The organism is Bariatricus sp. SGI.161, assembly GCF_050313695.1.
GTDB lineage: Bacteria > Bacillota > Clostridia > Lachnospirales > Lachnospiraceae > JAFBIX01.
In genome coordinates this window covers 27,136-49,907 of record NZ_JBNPLX010000021.1, presented here as the reverse complement: position 1 = coordinate 49,907, position 22,772 = coordinate 27,136, and the positions used below count along the sequence as shown (strand labels likewise).

21 protein-coding genes and 1 other RNA gene are annotated in these 22,772 nt (G+C 42.1%); 18 read left to right on the top strand and 4 right to left on the bottom strand.

Annotated features, from left to right (window positions below):
- Positions 1–111: 111 nt before the first annotated feature.
- The 12 genes from ACQRBH_RS12480 (at position 112) to tadA (ending at position 12,288) form a co-directional block, all read left to right on the top strand.
- Entirely contained in the window at positions 112–807 is a 696-nt protein-coding gene (locus ACQRBH_RS12480; RefSeq protein ID WP_427761926.1) for a response regulator transcription factor, read from the top strand.
- Positions 800–2,215: a sensor histidine kinase gene (locus ACQRBH_RS12475; protein WP_427761924.1), complete on the top strand. Its 1,416-nt coding sequence runs from the start codon at positions 800–802 to the stop codon at positions 2,213–2,215. Before ACQRBH_RS12480 ends, ACQRBH_RS12475 begins: the two co-directional genes overlap by 8 nt.
- 96 nt (positions 2,216–2,311) lie before the next feature.
- Entirely contained in the window at positions 2,312–2,731 is a 420-nt protein-coding gene (locus ACQRBH_RS12470) for a DUF4418 family protein (protein ID WP_427761923.1), read from the top strand.
- A gap of 9 nt (positions 2,732–2,740) precedes the next feature.
- Positions 2,741–3,967 carry an ABC transporter permease gene (locus tag ACQRBH_RS12465; RefSeq protein ID WP_427743059.1) on the top strand — a complete coding sequence of 409 codons (1,227 nt, stop codon included), beginning with the start codon at positions 2,741–2,743 and terminating at the stop codon, positions 3,965–3,967.
- Complete coding sequence (locus tag ACQRBH_RS12460; RefSeq protein WP_427743058.1) at positions 3,964–4,629, top strand: ABC transporter ATP-binding protein; 666 nt, start codon at positions 3,964–3,966, stop codon at positions 4,627–4,629. Before ACQRBH_RS12465 ends, ACQRBH_RS12460 begins: the two co-directional genes overlap by 4 nt.
- A gap of 184 nt (positions 4,630–4,813) precedes the next feature.
- Positions 4,814–5,875, top strand: a complete 1,062-nt coding sequence (locus tag ACQRBH_RS12455; protein WP_427761948.1) for an ABC transporter permease — start codon at positions 4,814–4,816, stop codon at positions 5,873–5,875.
- A complete protein-coding gene (locus ACQRBH_RS12450) occupies positions 5,875–6,654 on the top strand; it encodes an ABC transporter ATP-binding protein (RefSeq protein WP_427761922.1) in 780 nt (259 codons plus the stop codon). The genes ACQRBH_RS12455 and ACQRBH_RS12450 overlap by 1 nt, the downstream gene beginning before the upstream one ends.
- Before the next feature lie 89 nt (positions 6,655–6,743).
- Positions 6,744–7,910, top strand: a complete 1,167-nt coding sequence (locus ACQRBH_RS12445; RefSeq protein WP_427761921.1) for an ABC transporter substrate-binding protein — start codon at positions 6,744–6,746, stop codon at positions 7,908–7,910.
- A 238-nt stretch (positions 7,911–8,148) separates the two neighbouring features.
- A complete protein-coding gene (locus tag ACQRBH_RS12440; protein WP_427761919.1) occupies positions 8,149–9,315 on the top strand; it encodes a hypothetical protein in 1,167 nt (388 codons plus the stop codon).
- Positions 9,316–9,347: 32 nt separating this feature from the next.
- Positions 9,348–10,775, top strand: coding sequence for a deoxyguanosinetriphosphate triphosphohydrolase (locus tag ACQRBH_RS12435; RefSeq protein WP_347375648.1), 1,428 nt, complete (start codon positions 9,348–9,350; stop codon positions 10,773–10,775).
- A 66-nt stretch (positions 10,776–10,841) separates the two neighbouring features.
- Entirely contained in the window at positions 10,842–11,771 is a 930-nt protein-coding gene (locus ACQRBH_RS12430) for a DUF6128 domain-containing protein (protein WP_427761917.1), read from the top strand.
- 43 nt (positions 11,772–11,814) lie between these two features.
- Positions 11,815–12,288, top strand: a complete 474-nt coding sequence (tadA, locus tag ACQRBH_RS12425; RefSeq protein ID WP_347375650.1) for a tRNA adenosine(34) deaminase TadA — start codon at positions 11,815–11,817, stop codon at positions 12,286–12,288.
- Between the two features lie 55 nt (positions 12,289–12,343).
- On the opposite strand, the gene ffs is transcribed toward tadA, so the two are convergent.
- Positions 12,344–12,605: signal recognition particle sRNA large type (gene ffs / locus ACQRBH_RS12420), an RNA gene on the bottom strand.
- Positions 12,606–12,672: 67 nt separating this feature from the next.
- Complete coding sequence (locus ACQRBH_RS12415) at positions 12,673–13,104, bottom strand: amidohydrolase family protein (RefSeq protein WP_427761947.1); 432 nt, start codon at positions 13,102–13,104, stop codon at positions 12,673–12,675.
- Between the two features lie 74 nt (positions 13,105–13,178).
- On the opposite strand from ACQRBH_RS12415, the gene ACQRBH_RS12410 reads away from it, so the two are divergent.
- The 6 genes from ACQRBH_RS12410 (at position 13,179) to ACQRBH_RS12385 (ending at position 19,723) form a co-directional block, all read left to right on the top strand.
- A complete protein-coding gene (locus ACQRBH_RS12410; RefSeq protein ID WP_427761916.1) occupies positions 13,179–14,900 on the top strand; it encodes a B12-binding domain-containing radical SAM protein in 1,722 nt (573 codons plus the stop codon).
- 216 nt (positions 14,901–15,116) lie between these two features.
- Positions 15,117–16,628 (top strand): VanW family protein, encoded by a 1,512-nt coding sequence (locus ACQRBH_RS12405; RefSeq protein WP_427761914.1) that lies wholly within the window; start codon positions 15,117–15,119, stop codon positions 16,626–16,628.
- A gap of 26 nt (positions 16,629–16,654) precedes the next feature.
- Positions 16,655–17,599: an AIR synthase-related protein gene (locus ACQRBH_RS12400; RefSeq protein WP_427761913.1), complete on the top strand. Its 945-nt coding sequence runs from the start codon at positions 16,655–16,657 to the stop codon at positions 17,597–17,599.
- Positions 17,553–18,044 (top strand): Lrp/AsnC family transcriptional regulator, encoded by a 492-nt coding sequence (locus tag ACQRBH_RS12395; protein WP_427761946.1) that lies wholly within the window; start codon positions 17,553–17,555, stop codon positions 18,042–18,044. Before ACQRBH_RS12400 ends, ACQRBH_RS12395 begins: the two co-directional genes overlap by 47 nt.
- Positions 18,044–19,213 (top strand): aminotransferase class I/II-fold pyridoxal phosphate-dependent enzyme, encoded by a 1,170-nt coding sequence (locus ACQRBH_RS12390; protein ID WP_347375654.1) that lies wholly within the window; start codon positions 18,044–18,046, stop codon positions 19,211–19,213. Before ACQRBH_RS12395 ends, ACQRBH_RS12390 begins: the two co-directional genes overlap by 1 nt.
- 18 nt (positions 19,214–19,231) lie before the next feature.
- Positions 19,232–19,723, top strand: coding sequence for a tRNA (cytidine(34)-2'-O)-methyltransferase (locus ACQRBH_RS12385; RefSeq protein ID WP_427743048.1), 492 nt, complete (start codon positions 19,232–19,234; stop codon positions 19,721–19,723).
- Positions 19,724–19,793: 70 nt separating this feature from the next.
- Here the strand turns inward: ACQRBH_RS12385 and ACQRBH_RS12380 are convergent, their stop codons facing one another.
- The gene (locus ACQRBH_RS12380) at positions 19,794–21,689 is read right to left on the bottom strand and encodes an extracellular solute-binding protein (RefSeq protein WP_427743047.1); all 1,896 of its coding nucleotides are present in this window, start codon (positions 21,687–21,689) and stop codon (positions 19,794–19,796) included.
- 5 nt (positions 21,690–21,694) lie between these two features.
- Positions 21,695–22,531: an ABC transporter permease gene (locus ACQRBH_RS12375; protein WP_427761911.1), complete on the bottom strand. Its 837-nt coding sequence runs from the start codon at positions 22,529–22,531 to the stop codon at positions 21,695–21,697.
- Positions 22,532–22,772 lie beyond the last annotated feature (241 nt).

Below are 22,772 nucleotides of genomic sequence, written 5' to 3'. Positions count from 1 at the left end.
GATGGATTTGTTCAAATGGGATTGTAAGTGATTTGACAGCATGTTAGTATTGAATTCAAAAGATGTATTTTACCAAAGATTATAAAGGGATGAAAAGAGGAGATACGTTCAATGGCGAGAATACTAATTGCGGATGATAATACTCAGATTATTGAGGTTTTGTATCGTTATGCAACGAAAGAAGGTTATGAGGTGTATACGGCTACAGATGGCGTAGATACGCTTGAAGAGTATCAAAAGAGAAAATACGATTTGATTTTATTGGATGTAATGATGCCGGGAAAGGATGGATTTGAGATTTGTAAGCAGATACGTAAGCAGTCTATGGTTCCGATTATTATGATTACGGCAAGGGGAGATGATTATGATCGGATTATGGGGCTGGATATTGGTGCAGATGATTACATTGTCAAACCATTTTCTCCGTCGGAAGTAATGGCTAGGATTCGTGCAATCTTCAGAAGAGTGAATAATTTAGAAATGAAACAGGACAATACAGCGAATGTGGGGAATCTCTGGGTCAATCTGGACAAATTTCAGGCCTATATCGGGGATGAAGAGATTATGCTGACGAAAAAAGAAATTGAAATTCTCTGGCTTCTAACTTCTAACATTGGACGGGTTTTCTCCAGAAGTCAGATTTTGGACTCGGTCTGGGGGTATGATTATTTTGGAGATCTAAGAAATGTGGATACTCATATAAAAAGGCTGAGAGCAAAGGTTGAAAAGTATGATTGTAAAGGCTGGAAGATTGTGACAGTTCGTGGTATAGGATATCGACTGGAGGTAGTGGATACGAATGAATAAGATTGGAAAAAAGCTGTTTGGTTATTTCTTTTTAGTAATGATTTTTTTCTCAGTTGTTGTGTTTACAGGATATTACGGAATATTAAAATATCAGTTGATCGGGCATCATGAGGAGGAATTAGTAGATAAAGCAGAGATCATCAAAAGGCAGCTGGAAGAATTCTGCTGTACGGATGGACAAGTGGGAAAAGGAGCTTATCTAAAATATCTGGATGATATTACGCTGGCAGAAGTATATGTTATTCGAAAGGACGGAGAACCTTTTACTTGTGGGAAAAATTCAGATAGTGAGAAGCAGGCATCAGCAAAGGTGAAAATGTATGCGAATCAGGTTTTTTCGACGGAAAAATCGATTTTGGAGAGAGTAAAGAACGAGAACGGAAAAAGTATTTTGTATGTAGCAGAGCCGGTTTTTGAAGAAGGAGAATTGATATCCGCGCTTGTTATGGTGGACACATTTAAAATGGAGTGGGATAATTTTGTGGTTCCGATGTTAGTGCTTCTTTTTTGTTTGCTCTTGGCAATTACGGTATCCATCTTTTTGATTGTATTTCTTGTGAAACGTTTTATGAAACCGATTCATCGGATTGGATTTGTTACAAAAGAACTTGCAAATGGTAATTATCAGGCAAAAGTTGGGATTTATGATAATAACGAAATTGGTATTCTTGCGAAGGAGACGGATATACTGGCAGAAAAACTTGATGTTGCTCAAAGGAAAAGTGAACGTATGAATAAAATGCAGAAAGATTATATAACGAATCTTTCTCATGAGCTGCGTACTCCGGTAGCAGTAATCCGAAGTTCACTTGAAGCGATTAAAGATGGAATGGTTGCCCCGGAGGAAGTATTGGATTATCAGAATCAGATCTTGACGGAAACGGTGTCTTTGCAGAGATTAATCAATGATATGCTGGAATTGTCAAGGCTTGAAAATGAGGATTTTCCTATTGAAAAAGATACCATGAATCTATATGAGGCATTGGAAGACAGCATTCGGTCTGTGCGGCTTTTAGCCAATGATCATAATATTGAAATTGAATATAGCCGAAAGGGTGAGGAATGGCTGATTGATGGGGATTATGGAAGAATCAGGCAGATGTTTATCATTGTATTGGAGAACGCAGTGAAATATTCGAAGAATGACACCAAAATACAGATTGAGGTCTATGAAAAAGAAAGAGAGTGTTTTGTTTCTGTCCAAGATGAGGGATGTGGCATTTCAAAAGAAGATCAGGAAATGATCTTCGAAAAATTCTATCGAACATCTGATATGAAAAAAACTGGAACAGGGTTAGGGCTTGTTATTATGAAAAACATTGCCAAAAGACATGATATTGATTTTCGGCTAACGAGTGAAGTGGGAAAAGGAACAAAGATATTGTTTATAATTCCCTGCTATATATAGAAATTATTCATGAGAAAATGAGAAAAAGACATGGAAATGACATATTACAATTATAGTATGAGATAGAATTCATAACACTTTAGGAGGAAACTAGATATGGAAAAAACAGAGAAAACTTTAAGACTTCCGGCACTTTTGTCGCTTTTGGCGGCCATAGCATTGGTTGTTTGTGTGAAGTATATCACACCAGTATGTGCGGGAATGCTCGAACTTGCAAGTGGTAAGCAGGTATTTATGAAGTGTCATTATACTGCAGTTGTACTTGTATTTCTTGGAATTTTGCTCGCTGTAAATGCTATTATTGCTATCTGCTTCAAACAGAATATCACAAGTGGTTTGATGGCAATTGCGCTAGGAGTATGTGTGTTTTTAGTGCTAAGTGATGCGTTTGGAATAGGTATTTGTCTGAAACCAGAGATGGCTTGCCATGTGACAGCACCAGTCGCGAAGGTGCTTGCAACGGTAGAAATACTTCTTGGTTTGTGGATGTGTGTTAATGCAAAGAAAGCAGACTAGGGTAAGAAAATGGGTACAGATAAGAAGCTAAATGTTATTGAAATGGCTGTGCGGAACTTACGGGCAAGAAAGTTCCGTACGCTCTTTATGTGTTTTTTTGTTGTGCTGATGTCAGCAACATTTTTCGTCAGTACATTGTTGATGAATAATCTGGAAATGGGCATCAAGAATACCACAGATAAAATGGGAGCGGATATTATCGTTGTTCCAAAAGAAGGAACAGATGATATCAGAGATGCATTATTTGCAGGAGTACCATGTTCCGTATTTTTTGATAAGACATTAGAAGATAAGGTGCGCGGTGAAAGAGGAGTGGAGCGTGTTACTTCACAGTTATGTATTGCAACCCTTCCAGCCTCTTGTTGTTCGGAAGAAGTACAGTTGATAGCAATTGATCCAGAGACGGATTTTGTAGTTGCTCCATGGCTTGAAAGTATGGATAAGTTATATCTGGAGGATGGAGAGGTAGTTGTGGGATCAAAGCTTCAGGCAGAAACTGGAGATAGTATTTTCTTTTATGAGACAGAGTTTACGGTTGCTGCGAAATTGGAAAAGACTGGCATGGGATATGATAATTCGGTTTTTATGACAAGAGAAACTGCAGCACGTCTCAAAGAATCAGAGGCTGCAAGAAAAGTTCTTCCGATTGATGAACTGGATAACAGCATATCTATGATTCTTGTGGATGTAGATGATACACTGAAAGAATCAGAAATAACACAGATTAAGAGAAGTTTTCGGAACCTTTCGGGCGAAAATACTATGAATGCATATGAGGCAGATGATTTGATGAGTGGGCTCTCGGCACAGGTAAAAAAATTATCTGGATATGGAGGAATGCTGACGAATCTTTTGGTGATTGCTACTGCGCTTGCGTTAATCAGTATTTTTAGTATAACGATTAATGAGAGAAAGTATGAATTTGGAATTCTTTATACACTCGGTGCCAGAAAAAGGCAAATTACAGGAATTATTACTGCAGAGGCGTTGATTATCAGTTTTGTCGGTGGAATACTTGGATCGTTGCTTGCAGCATATGGAGTGTCCATTTTTAAAGATATTATCAGTTTGAAGATGGAAATTCCATATTTTGATAACAGTATGGAAGTGATGCTTCCAATTGTTGCAACGTGTATTGCGATTGCAGTCATAACAGGGATTATTGCGGCGGTTTATTCTTCTTATCGAATCAGTAAAGGAGAGGCTTACCGTTTGATTAGGGAGAGTGAATTATGATACACGTAGAGAATCTCACGAAAAATTTTAAAAGAAATCGAGATTATTTCGATGCAGTGAACCAGGTGAATCTTCATGTAAAACCAGGTGAATTTGCGGTTTTGATTGGTCATTCGGGAAGTGGAAAAACAACATTATTTAATATGATCGCAGGACTTATCAGACCTACATCAGGATTGATTCGGATATGCGATACAGATATTACATCCCTTTCGGATGACCAGATTGCAAGATTTAGAAATGCACATATGGGGTATATTCTTCAGGGCCAAAGTTTACTTGGAAATTTTAATATTTTGGATAATATTTGTATGCCGGCTTATTTATCGTGCGATGTGAAAGTGTTTCGAGAAAAAGCCATGGATTTGTTGAATCAGATTGGATTGGCAGATCTGGCAAAGGAATATCCAAGTAATCTATCTGGTGGGGAAATTCGAAGAGTAGCTATTGTAAGGGCGATGATAAATAATCCGGATATTATTCTTGCCGATGAACCTACCAGTAATCTTGATCCAGAAAACTCACATTTGGTAATGAAAATGTTGAGGGAGATCTCAGAGTCTGGAACAACCGTATTGCTCAGTACACATGAGATGGAATATTTAAGTTATGCGGATACCATATATTCAATGAATCATGGGATAATCAAAACAAATTCATAAAGGAGTTGGAAACAGTAATCTTATAAAGATAAGATTACTGTTTTTGCATATAGACAAAACATATAAAATGATGTGCTATATTAATAATTTTGATTTCTCAAATGCCTATTATTTTGTTAAACTTATAAAGTATAGTATAGGAAGTCGTAAGTTGGAACGACAGAGAATAACAGGAGAGAAGACAATGACATGGAAGGAAAATGATAAAAGTGAGAATAGTAGCGAGCAAAAGTTGACAAGACAGCAATTGCGTGAGTTGGAAGAAGCAGAGAAATCAACATTACAGATATGGTTGGATAGATTGATTCTTGTTCTTCCGATTTTTTGTGGGTTATTTGCAATATGGGAGTATTGGGAGATTCCTAATAACAGTCCAAACAAAAATCCATATACATACGTAGGTGTGTTGGTTGCGTTTATGGCAGCTTATGCAATTTATGGACTCATTTGTATGATAAAAAAAATCAAAGGGAATAAAATGTGGCTGGATAAGGCGCGTTATAGAGCTCCTTTATTTTCAGCATTGTTTTTACTCCTTGCAGCGTATGACTATTTGACATTGAAGACAGGGATTTTAACACAGCCATTTGTGCCTTGCATGAATGCTATTTTGAATATTGCATGGGAAGATCGGGCGTACATTGGGGTATGTACACTGCATACGCTCAGACTTTTGTTTTTGGGGTATTTTATTGGTGTATTTCTTGGCCTTATTACTGGAATTACTTGCGGTTATTCGGAAAAAGTCCGCTATTGGGTAACACCTGTAATTAAATTTTTAGGACCGATTCCTACATCTACATGGATTCCTATTATTATGGTAGTAGCAACTTCGCTTTTCAAAGGTGCGGTCTTTGTAATCGGGCTTGGATCGTGGTTTGCGGTAACCGTTGCATCGATGACCGGTATTCAGAATGTGGATAAGGATTATTTTGAGGCGGCTAGAACATTAGGGGCATCAGAAAGACAACTGGTGTTCCGTGTGGCAATTCCACATGCAATGCCTTCTATTCTTCAGGGATGTACTCAGGCAATGAGTTCAGCATGTGTAGCAATTATGATCGCTGAGATGATGGGGGTTAAGGCCGGTCTCGGATGGTATATGACATGGGCAAAATCCTGGGCAGCTTATGATAAGATGTTTGCAGCGTTGTTTGTAATCTGTTTTATCTTTACGATTGTAACGAAGGGCTTGGATCTGGTTAAACGCCGTGTACTCAGATGGCAGAATGGAATGGTGAAATAATGACAGAGCATAACATTACATTAAAATTAGATAAAGTATCAAAAAGTTTTGCAAAAGTGGAAAATGATGACGTGACACATGCGTTGTCAGATGTCAGCCTTACAATGGCAGGGGGAGAATTTATTAGTTTGGTTGGTCCTTCCGGATGCGGAAAGTCAACAATTCTCAGATTGGTAGCAGGTCTGATCAAGCCGACAACCGGAACACTTACAGTAGATGGGAAAGAGATAACAGAGCCTTCTCCAGAGAGGGGAATGGTATTCCAGAAGCCAACATTATTCCCATGGCTGACAGTAGAGAAAAATATTGGATTCAGTCTCCAAATGCAGGGGAAATTAAAAAAACATGATGAAAAAGTTGAACGTATGCTTAAGGTGATTGGACTGGAAGATTTTCGTGATGATTATCCGGGACAATTGTCCGGTGGTATGGCACAACGAGTTGCGCTTGTTAGATCGTTGATCAATGAGCCAGATATCCTTCTTCTTGATGAGCCTTTAGGAGCGTTGGATGCATTTACACGCATGAATATGCAGGATGAGATTCTTCGTATGTGGGCGGAGAATAAGCAGCTTGCGATCATGGTTACTCATGATGTGGATGAGGCCATCTATATGGGGACAAGAGTGATTGTTCTGGATGCAAATCCAGGGCGTGTAGTTGCAGATATTAAGGTCGAAGAACCATATCCAAGGGATAGATCTTCCAAAGCATTTGTAGAATATCGTAATGAAATTCTTGGAAGACTTCACTATGCCGGTGAACGAGCTTCAAAGTAATGAAAAGGGTCTTATTATCGGAGAAAGTCGCGACCTCCGATATTTAAGATAGATTTAACTATGACAGTAAAATAAAGGAGAAAAGTGTTATGAAATCGATGAAACTGAAACGTCTTTTTGCTGCTCTTTTGGTAGGAAGTATGGTATTCTCTCTTGCAGCTTGTGGTGAGCAGGGTGCACAGAAAGAGGAGACATCAGAAGAGCAGGAAGCATCTGAAGATGCTCCGGTGGAGCGTCCAGAATTAGTGTCTGAAGAAGACTGGGAAGCAATGCAGAAGGAGCCAGTATTTGGTACAGAGATTAACTATCTTTTCAATGGTGGAGCATGTGTATCTGCTAAGTACTTGGCTGAGCAACTGGGATATTACCAGGATTACGGAATCAATGCCACATACGTAGAGGGTGATTCTGTAGTTAATACAGTTGGTACAGGTAAATGTATGTGGGGAACAGACCACATTGCTACAATGCTTGTTCCGATTACAAACGGGGTTAATATGACATTCGTATGTGGTTCACACATGGGATGTAAATCAGTATATGTATTTAATGACAGTGAAATCAATGAGTCAAAAGATCTCGTTGGAAAGACAATTGCTATTCATGATGGTATTGGTAATTCTGACCAGAACATTATCTACCGTATGCTGGATGGGGATGGTATTGACCCTACAACAGAAGTAGAATATTCTAATATTGAAGACAGTGCAGCTACAGTAGCAGCTATGGAAAGCGGCGAAGTTGATGCAGCAATCTTTTCTGATTATTTTGTAATTGCAAACTACAAAGATAAGATGCGTAAAGTATGCTCTATCACGCCAATTGATGGATTCGAAGGAGAGGTTTGTTGTGTAACAGCTATGAACAATGATTTCATTAAAGATAATCCGGTTCATGCTAAATATGTTACAATGGCAATCAAACGTGCAGGACAGTATGCTCGTCTTCATCCAGAAGAAGCTGTAAAGATTATGTATGATACAGACAAAATGACAGGTGAAGAAGCTGATCAGCTTGAGTTCTGGAATTCATTGTACTTTGGACTTTCTGATGCAATTACAGAGCAGGCACTTGAGAATATTGCTGCTGACTATATCAGACTTGGTGTTATTACAGCAGATGATATGACACCTGAGAAAGTTTTGGAACTCGCTTGGACAAATGTATGCCCAGATGAAGAGGTTCCAGATCTTACAGTAGGTGATCCGATTGAAGTAGAAGGATGTACAGTTCCTGTTGAGCAGAGAGCTGAGTAATCAAGGAAGTTCTTTCATTAATAATATAGGAGTGCAAAATCATCAAATGGGGGATGATTTTGTGCTCCTCTTTTATTGAAAATGAATTTAAAGAATCATAAAAATTTGTTTTGTAGGTGTCATCGGTTGACTGGATTTTTTTGATTTGTTAGAATAAGAAGGGGGAAAAAGCTAGATTTATCAAGCAATAAAAAAGTTTACAGGAGTATAATTTTTAATATAATAAGGAGGAAATGCAATGCTGGATTTAACATTTGGGGAGCAAGTCAAAATTATCTTAAGCCGTAAGGGCATGACGATCAAGGAACTCGCTGAGACGATTGAAAAACGTACCGGGAAGAAGATGTCTCGTCAGAATCTGACGCAGAGACTGGGACGAGATAATTTTCAGGAACAGGATATGCGTATGATCGCAGAGATTCTTGGATGCCCATTTCAATTAAGTATTCTGGGCGATAATATTTCATCAGAAAAATCGAATAATAATATAGAAGAAAATGTACAGACGGACAAGGCTGATAATGCTGGTTCGATAGAGGTACCTGTTCAACCGCAGGCAGAGACTCATGAGAGGGACATTACCATCGGCGAGCTTGTGGATATCCATGAGGAGCTGGACGCTATGATTGCAGAAGAAGGTGTGGGAGAACCAGAAGAATATATCGGTGAAGTGGATGCATATGAGTATGATGAAGAACCGCAAGAGGAGCAGATGGCAGGAGAATCTGAAGAGATTGTGAAGTCATTTGCGGAAGAATATGTTGAGCCACAAAGCGAATCGGTGGAAGAACTGCTACAGGAAATCGAAGATATTGAAAGTGAGCGTAAGCCTCAGGAAGAAGAGAAGAAATCAGAAGAAAAAGAAGAGGAAGAGCAGCTGCATGGGTGGAAAGCATATCTGATGAGACGTAAGAAAAAGCGTACGAAAGAGCAGGAGGAGCCAGTTGAAGATATGGCAGAAAGCTCTGACGCAATCCCAGAAGCAATCGCAGAAGAAATCTCTGCAGAAGAGTCACATGAAGAGTCACATGAAGAGTCACATGAAGACCCATCTGACGAAGCGGAAGAAGAATCTGCAGAAGAGCAGCCTGCAGAAGAACAATATACGGAAGAACAATATACAGAAGAGCAATATACGGAAGAACAATATACAGAAGAGCAATATACAGAAGAATATATGGATGAGGAAGAGGATCTGGAGAAGGGAGAGATTAACCCGTACACTGGCAGAGAGTATGAGTCCAACAGTGTCCGTATGCATCCATCGCGTATCGGTTATGTACAGGTCTATGACCGGTCAACTCATCAATGGACAGATATGACAGAGTGGGCATTCCTTGGCTATCAGGAACGTAAGAAGGTGTTACTTGGCAAGGATTATGAACCGCCAATCTATCTGGATTAATCAGTATTTATAGAAGGAAAGTGTGAGAACGGGTGAATTGGGAACAGTTATTGTCAACGAAGAGAAATAGAGGCGGTTCGGGAAAGAACCGATATGTGAGGAATACGGATCTGCGAAGTGAGTTCGAGAAGGATTATCATCGTATCATCGGAAGTGCATCTTTTCGCAGACTGCAGGATAAGACCCAGGTGTTCCCTCTGGATAAGAGCGATTTTATCCGGACAAGGCTGACCCATTCATTGGAAGTATCGTCTTTTGCCAAGTCTCTGGGACAGAATATTGGAGAAAATATATTGGTATATAAGAAAGATCCTAGTTTTACACCGAGAATGAAGGAAGATATCTGTAGTATCCTACAATGCGCAGGGTTGATTCATGATATTGGGAATCCGCCGTTCGGTCATTTCGGAGAGGACACCATCCGGGAATGGTTTCAGAAAAACCTGCCGGTGATGGAGTATCATGGAACTCCGATTGACACCATCCTTACGCCGCAGATGAGAGAAGATTTTTATCATTTTGAAGGAAATGCTCAGGCGTTGCGTCTGGTAAGCAAGCTGCATTTCCTGGTGGATGAGAATGGAATGAATCTGACGTATGCCTTGTTGAGTACGATTATAAAATATCCGGTATCTTCACTGGAGATGAATCCGAAGTCGGGAGATATCAAGGATCGGAAGATGGGATATTATTTTGCAGATCAGGAGATCTTTGAAGACATTTCCAAAGAGACGGGAACGAATGGAAAGCGGCATCCGCTGACGTTTATTCTGGAAGCGGCAGATGATATTGCTTATAAGACGGCAGATATAGAGGACGCATTTGTCAAAGGATTTTTAAGTTATCACAAATTATTAGAAGAACTTACAGAGCTTCAGGAATTGTATTTTCGAGGAGGAGGCGGCGGCTTCCAGCCGGCGGATAAATTAACGGAGCTATATCTTCGGGCGAAGGAAATGCATGTGGAGAATCCAGAAGAATATGCGATCAAGAATTGGATTGTCCGGGTGCAGGGATTTGTGATCAACTGCGCTACTTATGGATTTACATCGAATTATCAGGCAATCATGCAAGGGACTTACGGGCATGATCTGTTCTATCAGACATTTGCAGAGAAACTGATGGATCTGTTGGGAGATCTGGCTTTCCGGGAAGTATTTACTTCGGAGCCTATTTACCGCATGGAAGTCACCGAAGCGACCATGCTGGATTTCTTATTGGACAAGTTCATGACAGCAATTATAAAATATGATGATAAGACACAGAAGCTGGATTCCATTGATGAGCGTATGGTCTCATTTATCTCCAGTAATTATAAAAAGGCATATCATTACCATGCACGAGGGAAGTCGGAGATTGAGAGATTATATCTGCGAATTCTCCTGGTGACAGACTATGTCTGTGGAATGACGGACAGTTATGCCAAAAGATTATATCAGGAATTGAAGGCAATCGTATAAGAAAGGAATTTTTTTCGATTCTGGGGAATAGATTGTGATAAATGAACCAGAATGGGAAGTGGAAAATTGAAGCGTTTTATTCGTTATCTGTACGAATATGAACAAGGAAGAAGACTGCGAAATGTAGGATTTATTAAGGTAGAGCAGGGTGAAGATGAGTGTGCGGTACATATTCATGGAAAGGGACTGCACATGAAGGGTGAGAAAAAGCTTCAGTTGTATCTGTTCTATGAGGAAAATGGCGAATGTATAGGTGTATGGCAGGGAACAGTAGATAATGTAAACCCTGCCATTAATTACAGGCTGTATTATACGAAAGAAGATGTGGGCATACCGGAGAATTTTATGAAGATCAACGGTATGATTCTGGAAAGTGAAAATGGGCATAAGTATGCCGCAGTCTGGGATGATATGCCGGTAGATGTCGACCGCATGCGGGTATGGCAGCAGAAACCGGAGCGAGTCACGATTGTGGAAAAGCTGGAGCGTATGGCAAGAGAGAAGGATGCCGAGGAGGAAGAGCGTGCGCCGGAAGAAGCAGTCATTCAAAAGGAGCGTAATCAGCCAGAGATGCATCGGCCCGTGGAGGAGCAAAATGAACAGCGGGAGCAGATGATCACGGCAGAACAGATTCCGATGGAAGAAGAACAGGATGTAGAAGGACAGTGTCCCTCGTGCAGATTCCAATGCTCCAAGATTCAACGCAATGAGCTGGCAAGACTGCCGCGGTGTGAGTGGAAACTGGCTAACAACAGCTTCTTGTTGCATGGATATTATAATTACCATCATCTTGCTCTCATTGATGATGGAAAGGGATTAAGACTTGGCGTGCCGGGAATCTACCATCCGCAGGAAGCAAAAGCGGCAAGTGCATTTGGGTTCGCTGAATTTATCCCGATCCAGGAGATTGATCTGGAGCTTACGGAGGATGAGGGCGATGAATCGGAACAATTTGGCTATTGGTGTCGTTATGTAAAAGGGCCAAGAGCATTTTAGCTATCAAAGGTTTATTGTATAAGATATGTATGGGGAGAAGATCATGCCAAGTGTAGATGAAAAGTACATGAAAGAGGCCATCAAGCAGGCCAGAAAAGCATATGCCATAGGAGAAGTGCCGATTGGATGTGTTATTGTATACCAGGATAAGATTATCGGGCGAGGATATAATCGACGCACGATCGATAAGAATACGCTTGCTCATGCGGAATTGATTGCAATTAAGAAGGCGAGTAAGAAGATGAATGACTGGCGGCTGGAAGAGTGTACAATGTATGTGACTCTGGAACCGTGCCAGATGTGTTCGGGGGCGATCGTGCAGTCCAGAATGACTCGTGTTGTGGTAGGATGCATGAATCCAAAGGCGGGCTGTGCCGGATCCATATTGAATCTTCTGCAGATGGAAGAGTTCAATCATCAAGTGGAGCTTACCACAGGGGTGCTGGGAGAAGAATGCAGTCAGATGATGAAATCATTTTTCAAAGAATTGCGGGAAGCAAAGAAGAAAAAAGTTTAAAAAAAGCACTTTGTAAGCAGTGATGACTTGCAAAGTGCTTTTGTTGTTCTCTTTTTCGTGCGATGCGCTTCGAACGCATTTTCACAGACGTTACCTTGACAGTTAACTCAGCTCAGGCACCCTCACGGCACCCGGAAGATTCTGCTTAGTGCTGCTTCGTTCCCGACCTGACACAGTTCACAGATTTCCGTCGCGTAAGACCCAGGCATCTACGCCACTTATCAAGGGCAGCTCTGCAAAAATGTGCCCTCTGCGCACCATACCCCTGCTATAGCGGATTGCAGGTACAAGGTACCGCTAACACCCCGGCTGCACGAGTCTTTATTTTACATTATTTTTGCAGAAATGTCAACCGGACTGAGCGGATTTGTCGCTGTCTTGGGTTTATACATAACGGATTCCCTGTTCGTATACTTTCTTGCCGCCCAGATATACAGTGTTTGTATTAAAGATGCACTGGATATCCTGACTCAGATCACCGTCTACGACTGTGATATCTGCAAGGAGTCCTTCTTTGATCATACCAAGTTCGTCTTCCCGGCCTAATACTTTTGCCGGATTGGCAGTTGCAGTCTGGATTGCCTGTACCGGTGTGATGCCGTATTTGACCATGTGGGTCAATTCCTGCTGAACCGGAAGTACCGGTGCGCCGTACATTACCATATCGCTTCCTGTGCAGACGGTAACACCCGTATCATAAAGCTTCTTAAAGTTATCGCGGTATGATTCATAGGCAGGTTCATAGAATGCATAATCTCTCTGCTTCTTTGCTGCTACCGGGTCATTGAATACATCGGCATTGCCGCTTTTTGTTATACCAGATTCATAAGAGTTCTTCTACTATTGACCGGGGATGATGTGCAAGTATATAATCAGTTAAGGTGATGAGTATGAAGATATTATTAACAGCAATTAATGCCAAATATATTCACTCCAATCTGGCAGTATACAGTCTGAAGGCATATTCTCAGGATGAAGGGGTGGAGCTGGCAGAATATACGATTAATCAGCGAAGTGAAGATATTCTGATGGACATCTATAAACGCAGGCCGGATGTGCTGTGCTTTTCCTGCTATATCTGGAATCTGGATGTGGTTGAAGAATTAGTAAGAGAACTTGGCAAACTGATGCCGGATCTTGCTATATGGCTTGGTGGGCCGGAAGTATCTTATGATGCGAAGGATGTGTTATGCCGTCTGCCGATGGTCCGTGGAGTCATGAAAGGAGAAGGCGAGGAGACATTTGCCGAACTGTGTAAGATGTATCGATGCTGCAAGCATACGGATGGAGAGCTGGAGAATCTTGCCGGAATCACATTTCGCAGAGCGGACGTGACAATCATTGAGAATCCATGGCGAGAAGTGATGGATCTGAGCAAGGTGCCGTTCGTCTATCAGCACATAGAAGATTTTGAGCATAAGATTGTCTATTATGAATCCAGCCGGGGATGTCCGTTTTCCTGCAGCTACTGCCTCTCTTCTGTGGACAAGCGTCTGCGCTTCCGTAATCTGGAACTGGTGAAGCAGGAATTGCAGTTCTTTCTTGACCATAAGGTGCCGCAGGTCAAGTTTGTGGACAGAACATTTAACTGTAAGCATGATCACGCGATCGCAATCTGGAAGTATATTGCAGAGCATGATAATGGAATTACGAACTTTCACTTTGAAGTGGCGGCAGACTTGTTGAATGAAGAGGAGCTGAAGATTCTTGAAGGTATGCGTCCGGGGTTGGTGCAGCTTGAGATTGGGGTGCAGTCAACCAATCCTGAGACTATCCGGGCAATCCGCAGAACGATGGATTTTGGCAAGGTAAGCGAAGTGGTCGCAAGAATTCAGAAGAAGGGGAATATCCACCAGCACCTGGATCTGATCGCGGGACTTCCGTATGAAGATATCCGGAGCTTTGCCCATTCCTTTGATGACGTCTATGCATTGAAACCGGAACAGTTACAGCTGGGATTTTTGAAGGTGCTGAAGGGTTCTTATATGGAAGAACAACAGAAGGCTTACGGGCTGGAGCATAAGAGCAGACCGCCCTATGAGGTGCTCTATACAAAGTGGTTGTCTTACGAGGATGTGATCCGGCTGAAAGGCATCGAAGAGATGGTGGAGGTCTACTATAACAGCAGACAGTTTACACATACGATAGAAGCATTAGAACAAGAATATACTTCCTCTTTTGAAATGTATGATCGATTGTGGGAATACTATGAAGAGAAAGGATATGGAAGTGTTCAGCATAAGAGAAGTGCGAGGTATGATATTCTGTTGAGTTATATTCTGTATCATCATCCCAAGAAAGTCCAATATTACCGGGAACTTTTGACTTATGATTATTATTTGCGGGAAAATGCGAAGACGAGACCGGAATTTGCAGGTGAATATAAAGTAAGCAAGGAAGAATTGCGGACGTTTTACGAAAATGAAGAGGAAAAACGAAAATACCTGGTGAATTATCAGGCATATGACAGAAACCAGATGCGAAAGATGACACACCTGGAATATTTTTCGTGTTTTGGAAAATATATTCTATTTGATTATATGGTGAAAAATCCGTTGAATCAAGAAGCCCGAACTTGCGTGGCAGATTTCCAAGATCTTCACAGGAAATAAGATAGAAATGTGTCTTGAAAAATACTTATAAAAAGTTTAAAATGTATAAAATATAGCGTTGGGAAAAAGAAGGAAAAATTATGAATTTTAATAACAAAAAAACCAGAAGAATCATTGCAATTATTATTATGGTTATTATATTGGCGATGATTGCGACCATGATCATACCATATCTTATGGTATAATGTATCTGGCAAGGGGGATTACGAGAGTAGTATGGCAGGAGAGCATCATAGGAAGAGAAGACGTAAGAAAAAGAGAATGTCAAAATTGAGACGGCAGAGAAGAAGAATTCTTCTGTGTCTTGGTTTTTTGTGTCTTGCTATTGTTTTTGGGGTGAGTTATGGAGTTTTGTATCACTATGTCAATGGTTTCCCGAAAGAGAAGATATGTGACAATATATATATCGGCGCAGTAAATGTCTCTGGCATGTCTGAAGCAGAAGCGAAAAACGAATTGATGGAGCATCTGAAAGAGGATCAGGCATTAACGCTTACGATGCAGGTTGATAAGAAGTCACAAGAAGCATCTCTGGAGGAGATGGGGCTGGGCTATCAGGACCTGGATAAGACGGTGCAAAAAGCGGTCAGATATGGCAAAAAGGGAAGCTTGTGGAAGCGGTATCGTCAGTTGAAAAAGCTGAAGAAGGAAAAAGTTGTATTTGATGAGTCTTTTGTATTGGATGAAGAGAAGGCCGGTACAGTCATCAATGAAAGAATCGTTCCATTGGCGAATCATGCGGTAGACGCATCCATTGAAAAGAACAGTACGGGATTTAAGATCAAGGAAGAAAAAGAAGGCAAGACGGTAAATATAGAGGCTTCTGTTCAGGAGATCGAAAAGGTTCTGAATACCTCGTGGAAGCATGAAGCGTTGACGGTCGAGATGGTTCAGAAGAAGGAAAAACCGAAAGTGGTGTCGGCAGATCTGGAGACGATCCAGGATGAGCTGGGAGCATTTTCCACAGATGCCGGCGGCGGCGAGAGATGGCAGAACCTTAAGACGGGAGTGGAGCATTTGAACGGGACGGTATTGATGCCGGGAGAAGAACTGTCGGTTCATGATAAGACAGCTCCATATGACGCGGAACATGGATACGTGGAGGCGGGCTCCTATGAGAATGGCCAGGTGGTAGATTCATTTGGAGGAGGAATCTGTCAGGTATCCACAACATTGTATAATGCTGTCTTATACGCAGAACTGGAAGTCGTAGAGCGATATCCGCATTCCATGCTTGTCAATTATGTGGAGCCTTCCAGAGATGCGGCCATAGCCGGGGATTATCTAGACTTTGTATTCCGCAATAATTATGATACGCCGATCTATATTGAAGGTGAGATCGACAGTGCCAATCAGCTTCGATTCTGTATCTATGGCAAGGATACGCGAGATGCCGGAAGAAGTGTTGAGTTTGAAAGTGAGACTTTGGAGACAGAGGATTATGGCATCACTTATGAGGAAGATCCGGAAGCATCTCTTGGCAGCATGCAATACGCGGGAAGCCCGCATACTGGTAAGACTGCCCAGTTGTGGAAGATTGTGTATCAGGATGGTGAGGAAGTCAGCCGCGATGTGATCAACAGCAGTAAGTATGAGAAATCCGATCAGATCATTAAGATCGGAACGGCTTCAGAGAATTCACAGGCTTCAGCACTGGTAAGGTCAGCAATCGCAACGCAAGATCAGACGAAGATCAATGAAGCAATCAGTCAGGCTTCGCAATATTAAGAAAATATCTGTATTAGAAGGAACAGTTGGAAATCGACATGAAGATAATGACACAAGATGAGTACGTGTTCAGTGAAACTGCAATTGTGTATGGGCAGTCGAAATATATCGGAATCCATGCTCTTGCATCTGTCGTCAACTCGCTGGCAGCAGCAGGAGGAACGTGTCTGGGGATGGAAGTGCAGATAACGATTCCAGAATATGCGTATTCATCAAAAATTCACGCAATAGAAAAGATCATCAAGGAAAGTTGTACACAACAGAAGATAGAGGAACTTAATGTTACCGGGAGAAAGAGCGGTGCGGCTGCTTATCCTATGGTCGTGGTAAATGGAGTTGCCCGTGTGCCTAAGGAAGAACCGTGGTGCCTGGAGACTGGACGAGCGGGACAGGAGATTGTTCTGACGAAGTGGATAGGTATGGACGGAATGCTGCAGATTGCAGCAGAAAAGGAACAGGAATTGAGGGAGCGTTTTGCGCCGGCTTTTATGAAACAGATCCTTTCTTACAGAAAGCATCTGTTTGCACTTACAGAGATAGAAGTTGCAAAAGCCATGGGCGTGTCTGCCGTGCGTCAGATTACTGAAGGGGGAATCCTTGCGGCTTTATGGAATCTGGCGAAAGAAGCAGGGACAGGGCTGGAATTGGATATGAAGAGTTTGTCGGTGCTGCAGGAGACGATTGAGGTCTGCGAGCACTACAGGCTGAATCCATATCAGCTGACGTCCGTTGGAAGCCTTTTGATGGTAACAGACGATGGGGAAGCACTGACAGACGCGCTTCGTAGTCATCAGATCCAGGCAGTAGTGATTGGAAAGATGACGGATAATAATGATAAGATACTCCACAATGGAGATGAAATACGGTATATAGACCGACCTGCGCCAGATGAGATTTGGAAAATATTTTGCGGAGGAATGCATGATGGAAGAGACAAGAAAGCAGATATTACTGTATCTGGAAAAAAATAGCAGAGTAAACCTGGAAGAATTGGCTATTCTTTTGGGAACGGATGAAGTAACAATTGCCAACGAGATCGCTCAGATGGAGAAAGAAAAGATCATCTGTGGATATCACACTTTGATTGATTGGGATAAGGCGGGTGCGGAGCTTGTCAATGCGTTGATTGAAGTCCGTGTTACGCCAATGAGAGAGAAAGGATTTGACAAGACAGCAGAACGAATCTGTAATTATCCGGAGGTGACAGCAGTCTACCTGATCTCTGGAGGATATGACCTTCTGGTCAGTATAGAGGGTAAGACGCTTCAGGAAGTATCCAGATTCGTATCTGGCAAGCTGGCTCCGATTGAAGAAGTAGTAAGCACCATGACGTATTTTATATTGAAGAAATACAAAGATCATGGGACGCTGATGTTCAAAAAAAATAAAGAAGAAAGGATGCTGGTGACGCCATAATGAGAGATCCATTATCAAAAAAAGTAGTTGGTATACAACCGTCCGGTATCCGAAAATTCTTCGATGTAGTTAATGAGATGCCGGATGCAATCTCTCTGGGTGTCGGCGAGCCGGATTTTGATACGCCATGGAGAATCCGAGAAGAGGGAATCTATTCACTGGAGCGCGGAAGAACGTTTTATACATCGAACTCCGGTTTGAAAGAATTAAAAGAGGAAATCAGTCGATATCTGCAGAGAAAAATCCATGTAACTTATGACCCGGAATGTGAGATTGCTGTAACGGTGGGCGGAAGTGAAGGTATTGACATCGCTTTTCGTGCGATGTTGGATCCGGGAGATGAAGTGCTGATACCACAGCCCAGTTATGTATCATATCTGCCTTGCACAATTCTTGCGGATGGTGTGCCGGTAGTCATCCCATTGCAGCAAAAGAATGAATTTAAACTGACAGCGGAAGAATTGGAAGCTGCGATCACACCGAAGACGAAGATTCTGGTTCTGCCGTACCCGAATAATCCGACAGGAGCAATCATGACAAAGGAAGATCTGGAGCCGATTGCAGAGATTGTGAAGAAATACGATCTGTATGTATTGTCAGATGAAATATACTCAGAGTTGACTTACAAATCTGAACACGTATCCATTGCGTCTCTGCCGGGAATGAAGGATCGCACTTTGGTGATCAATGGATTCTCCAAAGGCTTTGCCATGACTGGATGGAGATTAGGTTATATCTGTGGGCAGAAGAAAATCATGGAACAGATGATTAAGATTCATCAATATGCAATTATGTGTGCGCCGACGAACAGTCAGTATGCGGCAATCGAAGGCTTGAGAAATTGTGAGGGAGAAGTTCAGCAGATGCGAAATGCTTACAACCAGAGGAGACGGTATCTGGTTCATGAGTTTAAGCGGATGCAGCTGGATTGTTTTGAACCTTTTGGTGCATTTTACATATTCCCGAGTATTCAGGAATTTGGCATGACATCGGAAGAATTTGCCACTCGTTTTCTGGAAGAAGAAAAGGTGGCAGTCGTACCGGGAAGTGCATTTGGTGAATGTGGAGAAGGATACTTAAGAGTATCTTATGCGTATTCTCTGGAAGACTTGAAGGAGGCTATCGGAAGGCTGGGTGCCTTCGTGGGAAGATTAAGAAATGAAAGATAAAAAGCAGGAGGGATTGACATGTTGAATATTGTGTTGCATGAGCCAGAGATTCCGGCAAATACAGGAAATATCGGCCGTACTTGTGTGGCAACAAATACAAGACTGCATCTGATCGAACCGTTAGGTTTCCGCCTGAACGAGAAGAATCTGAAGCGTGCAGGAATGGACTATTGGGATCAGCTGGATGTAGTTACATACATCGATTATAATGATTTTCTTGAGAGGAATCCTGGCGCCAAGATCTATATGGCAACGACAAAGGCGCCAAAAGTCTACACAGAAGTTCAATATGAGCCGGACTGTTATATTATGTTTGGAAAAGAGAGTGCCGGAATACCAGAAGAGATCCTGGTGCAGCATAAGGATGACTGTATTCGTATTCCAATGGTCGGGGATATCCGTTCGCTGAATCTGGGCAATTCGGTAGCGATCGTTTTATACGAGGCGCTGAGGCAGAATGGATTCGCGGGCATGAATCTGGAAGGCCATCTGCACCGTCTGAATTGGTGATGAATTGTGTAATTAACAGGCAATAGAGAAATTGGGACGCAGATTAAAATTGCGTCCCAATTTTTCGCCTTTATTTGTCCGCATTACTTGCGGCAATCTTTACTTTGCTCCACATATTACTAATGGTTTTTCTGGTCTCTTCGTTATATACGAAGACCTCATCGTTATCATTATCCGTTCTTGGCATGTAGGCGCTGATTCCTTCGTAGTCACCGCCAGGACCGTACAGGTCATCCATGACTTCTTGATTTGGAGAGGTGTATCCTACATAACTGGAATTGTCGTAGGCGCCATCGTAATCGCTGACGAAGTTGATAAATTCGTGAGCGAGTTCTGGATTCTTGGCGTTCTTGGGAATGACCATAGCATCGGACCAGAGGTTGGTTCCGCTTTCTGGAAGATAGAATCCCATATCTTCATTTTCTGCCATGACGTAAGCTGCATCTCCTGAATAGATCAGTCCCAGAGCCTTTCTTCCCTGCGCCATATTATCAATGATCTCATCAGTAACAATCTCTGGTTTCATGGTCTGTACACATTGTACCAGCCAATTGTAAGCCTCTGTAAGTTCTTGCTCGTTGTCCGTGTTCATAGAATATCCAAGGGCTTTTAGCGCCATCATGAAGGAGTCTCGTTCAGAGTCATACAGATAGATGTCCCCACAATATTTTTCGTCCAGGAAGATGTTATAGCCTTCCTTTTCCAGATCTTCGATATCTACTTTGTTCTTATCATATACGATGCCGACAGTTCCCCAGAAATAAGGAACGGAATACTGGTTGCCCCGGTCGTAGGGCAGGTCTTTTACGGCATCTGCCAGTTTGTCCATGCAGTCCAGTTTGGAATGATCCAGTTTTTGAAGGTAATCTTCATCAATCAGACGCTGAATCATATAGTCACTTGGAACCAGAATATCGTACGCTTCCCCATTGGCCACCTTGATGTACATCTGTTCATTGGAGTCGAAGTTCTCCATGACTACAGTGGCACCGGTTGCAGCTTCAAAATCCTGAATGATATGTTCCCCGGTATATTCTCCCCAGTTATATACATAGAGAGTCTCTCCCTCGTAAGGGAGTGCATTGCTTGTCCCGTTAAGGTTTGCAAAGATGATGACTCCGACCATTGCGCAACAGGCAACAAGAACAGGGACAAGTGCTCTGCGTCGTTTGATATCGGTACGTTTTGCCCGTTTTGCCATGAACAGTGGTCCTACGTTGATGATAATCAGTGCAATCGTAATGATTACAACAACCAGAGTAGAGATCGCATTAATACTTGGATTTACACGTTTGCTCATGGTGTAGACCATGATACTTAAGTTCTTGACTCCGCTTCCGGTTACGAAGTAGGAGATGATAAAATCATCTACGGACATGGTAAATGCAATTAATGAGCCGGAGATAATACCCGGAGTAATCTCTGGGACGATGACTTTTATAAGTGCCTGCCAGGGAGTTGCGCCAAGGTCCATGGCCGCGTCAGCCAGATTGGGGTCCAGAGAGCGTATCTTCGGCATGACCGAAAGCATTACATAAGGTATACAGAAGGCAATGTGAGCAAGGAGCATTGTAACATAGCCTTTTTCAATCTTAAATGTAATAAACAGAAGCATGAATCCGATGGCGGTAACAATCTCTGGGTTCATCAGGGGAAGATTATTCACCTGATCCATAATATCCCGGATAATTTTCTTGGATTTGCTAAGTCCAATGGCGGCAATCGTGCCGGCAATCGTTGAGATAAATGTTGCGATCAGCGCAATGCTGAAGGTTGTATACAAAGATTCCATCATATCGTGGGAATCCAGCATATGCTGATACCAGCGAAGAGAGAATCCGGTAAATACAGTCAGGGACTTTCCGTCATTAAATGAAAAGATCACCATATACAGGATCGGCAGATAGAAGAACACGATCATCAGAATCATTAATATTTTCCCAAAAGTGCGTTTGCTTTTTTTCATAATGATTATGCCTCCTTTCCGCCCTGGTTGTGAATCTCAATTTTGCGTACGACCATCATAAGCAGCATCATAATGATTGCCATGATCATAGAGATGGCACTTCCGAAGTTCCACTCGCCAACCGTAATGAATTGATTTTCTATCATATTTCCGATTAAGAAATACTGTCCGCCGCCCAGGAGCTTCGGGATAAAGAAGGAGCTGACAGCAGGCAGGAATACCAGCGTAATTCCATTGATAACACCAGGCAGAGAAAGTGGCAAGGTTATGCGCAGAAACGTCTGCACAGGGCTTGCTCCCAGGTCTGCACCAGCCTCCAGTAAGGAATGGTCCATCTTACAAAGAGAGGTGTTGATCTGCAAGATCATAAATGGAAGAAAGTTGTAGACCATGCCGAGCAGTACAGCGGCCTCTGTATATAACAGCTCTGTATTGCCAAAGCCGATCAGGCTGAAAATGCGTTGAATCAGTCCTCCTTCACTTAACAGACCAATCCAAGCATAAGTCCTTACAAGCATGTTGATCCACATAGGGATGGTAATACAAAGGACAAGAATATTCTGCACACGTTCCTTGCTGCGCGCGATAAAATATGCAACAGGATAGCCAAGAAGCAGGCAGATTACCGTTGTCTTTACAGCAATCATGATGGAACGCCAGAGAATTAATAAAAAGTCGGGGTCGGTAAAAAACTTGATATAATGGTCCAGCGTAAATGAGAACGATATGATGCTGTTCCCTGGTTCGGTAAAGGAATACATGGCAATGAGTGCCATTGGAAGCAGCAGCATGATCGCAGCCCATACAATATAAGGGATTGCTAATTGCGAAAAACGTTTCATTCTAATATACCATCCTTGACATCACGTGGATATCTTCCGGGAAGAATGTCAGGCCGACCTCCTGACCTACTTCGGAATAATCCGTTGTGTGAATCTTGAATTCACGTCCTGGTGTAGAGAAGGTAATCTGGTATACACCTTCGGTTATATTTTCTGGATCGAAATCATAATCAACACTGATATCTACGCTTTGGTCTTCATTGCTTAATTTCCAACCCTGAGCGTTGGCCCATGTCTTGAT

Coding starts and splice junctions, on each gene's coding strand:
- ACQRBH_RS12475 (WP_427761924.1), top strand. CDS start 800: ATGAATAAGATTGGAAAAAAGCTGTTTGGTTATTTCTTTTTAGTAATG.
- ACQRBH_RS12380 (WP_427743047.1), bottom strand. CDS start 21,689: ATGAAAAAAAGCAAACGCACTTTTGGGAAAATATTAATGATTCTGATG.
- ACQRBH_RS12390 (WP_347375654.1), top strand. CDS start 18,044: ATGAGAGATCCATTATCAAAAAAAGTAGTTGGTATACAACCGTCCGGT.
- ACQRBH_RS12470 (WP_427761923.1), top strand. CDS start 2,312: ATGGAAAAAACAGAGAAAACTTTAAGACTTCCGGCACTTTTGTCGCTT.
- ACQRBH_RS12455 (WP_427761948.1), top strand. CDS start 4,814: ATGACATGGAAGGAAAATGATAAAAGTGAGAATAGTAGCGAGCAAAAG.
- ACQRBH_RS12385 (WP_427743048.1), top strand. CDS start 19,232: ATGTTGAATATTGTGTTGCATGAGCCAGAGATTCCGGCAAATACAGGA.
- ACQRBH_RS12405 (WP_427761914.1), top strand. CDS start 15,117: ATGGCAGGAGAGCATCATAGGAAGAGAAGACGTAAGAAAAAGAGAATG.
- ACQRBH_RS12375 (WP_427761911.1), bottom strand. CDS start 22,531: ATGAAACGTTTTTCGCAATTAGCAATCCCTTATATTGTATGGGCTGCG.
- ACQRBH_RS12440 (WP_427761919.1), top strand. CDS start 8,149: ATGCTGGATTTAACATTTGGGGAGCAAGTCAAAATTATCTTAAGCCGT.
- ACQRBH_RS12410 (WP_427761916.1), top strand. CDS start 13,179: ATGAAGATATTATTAACAGCAATTAATGCCAAATATATTCACTCCAAT.
- ACQRBH_RS12450 (WP_427761922.1), top strand. CDS start 5,875: ATGACAGAGCATAACATTACATTAAAATTAGATAAAGTATCAAAAAGT.
- tadA (WP_347375650.1), top strand. CDS start 11,815: ATGCCAAGTGTAGATGAAAAGTACATGAAAGAGGCCATCAAGCAGGCC.
- ACQRBH_RS12395 (WP_427761946.1), top strand. CDS start 17,553: ATGGAAGAGACAAGAAAGCAGATATTACTGTATCTGGAAAAAAATAGC.
- ACQRBH_RS12460 (WP_427743058.1), top strand. CDS start 3,964: ATGATACACGTAGAGAATCTCACGAAAAATTTTAAAAGAAATCGAGAT.
- ACQRBH_RS12480 (WP_427761926.1), top strand. CDS start 112: ATGGCGAGAATACTAATTGCGGATGATAATACTCAGATTATTGAGGTT.
- ACQRBH_RS12445 (WP_427761921.1), top strand. CDS start 6,744: ATGAAATCGATGAAACTGAAACGTCTTTTTGCTGCTCTTTTGGTAGGA.
- ACQRBH_RS12465 (WP_427743059.1), top strand. CDS start 2,741: ATGGGTACAGATAAGAAGCTAAATGTTATTGAAATGGCTGTGCGGAAC.